At 38.8% G+C, this 505-nt stretch carries 1 protein-coding gene; it reads right to left on the reverse strand.

Going from position 1 to position 505, the window contains the following annotated elements; all coding sequences use genetic code 11:
- A partial coding sequence (locus HMPREF3264_RS12225) for an N-6 DNA methylase (RefSeq protein ID WP_176746853.1) occupies positions 1-505 on the reverse strand: 505 nt, incomplete at both ends.

Here is a 505-nt window from a genome sequence, read left to right on the forward strand (position 1 = left end):
CCATCTGTAACAATCTTTGCGAGTATCGTCGATACTTGTTGAGGTGTATAGAATTCGCCCGCCTTTTTACCTGAACTGGCCGCAAATTGACCGATCAAGTACTCATACGCATCGCCTAACATATCGATTTCTAAATCACTGTGTACGAAAGGTAATGTTGAGATATTCATCATAACTTTCGCAATTAACTTCGTACGGGCTGCGTTTGTGTTCCCTAAACGACTTGAGTTTAAATCCATATCATCGAATAAGTGGATAAAATCGTCTTCACTTTCATGACCTCGTGTCGAGTTTTCAACGTTTTTGATGGCGTTACTTAGGTCTTCAATCTCGAACGTTTGATTTTCAATTTTGGCTTTTAAATTACTGAATAAATTCTCTGGTTCGATGACAAATCCAATACGTTGAATGAGCTCTTTCTCAACGATAGGACGGTAGTCGTCGTTATTCATCGCTTCTTGATAAGAAATGTTATCTTCTGATAGAAGTCTTGCGGATGTCTCTT

The organism is Staphylococcus sp. HMSC62A08, from assembly GCF_001839105.1.
In the GTDB taxonomy this organism is placed as follows: Bacteria; Bacillota; Bacilli; order Staphylococcales; family Staphylococcaceae; genus Staphylococcus; species Staphylococcus caprae.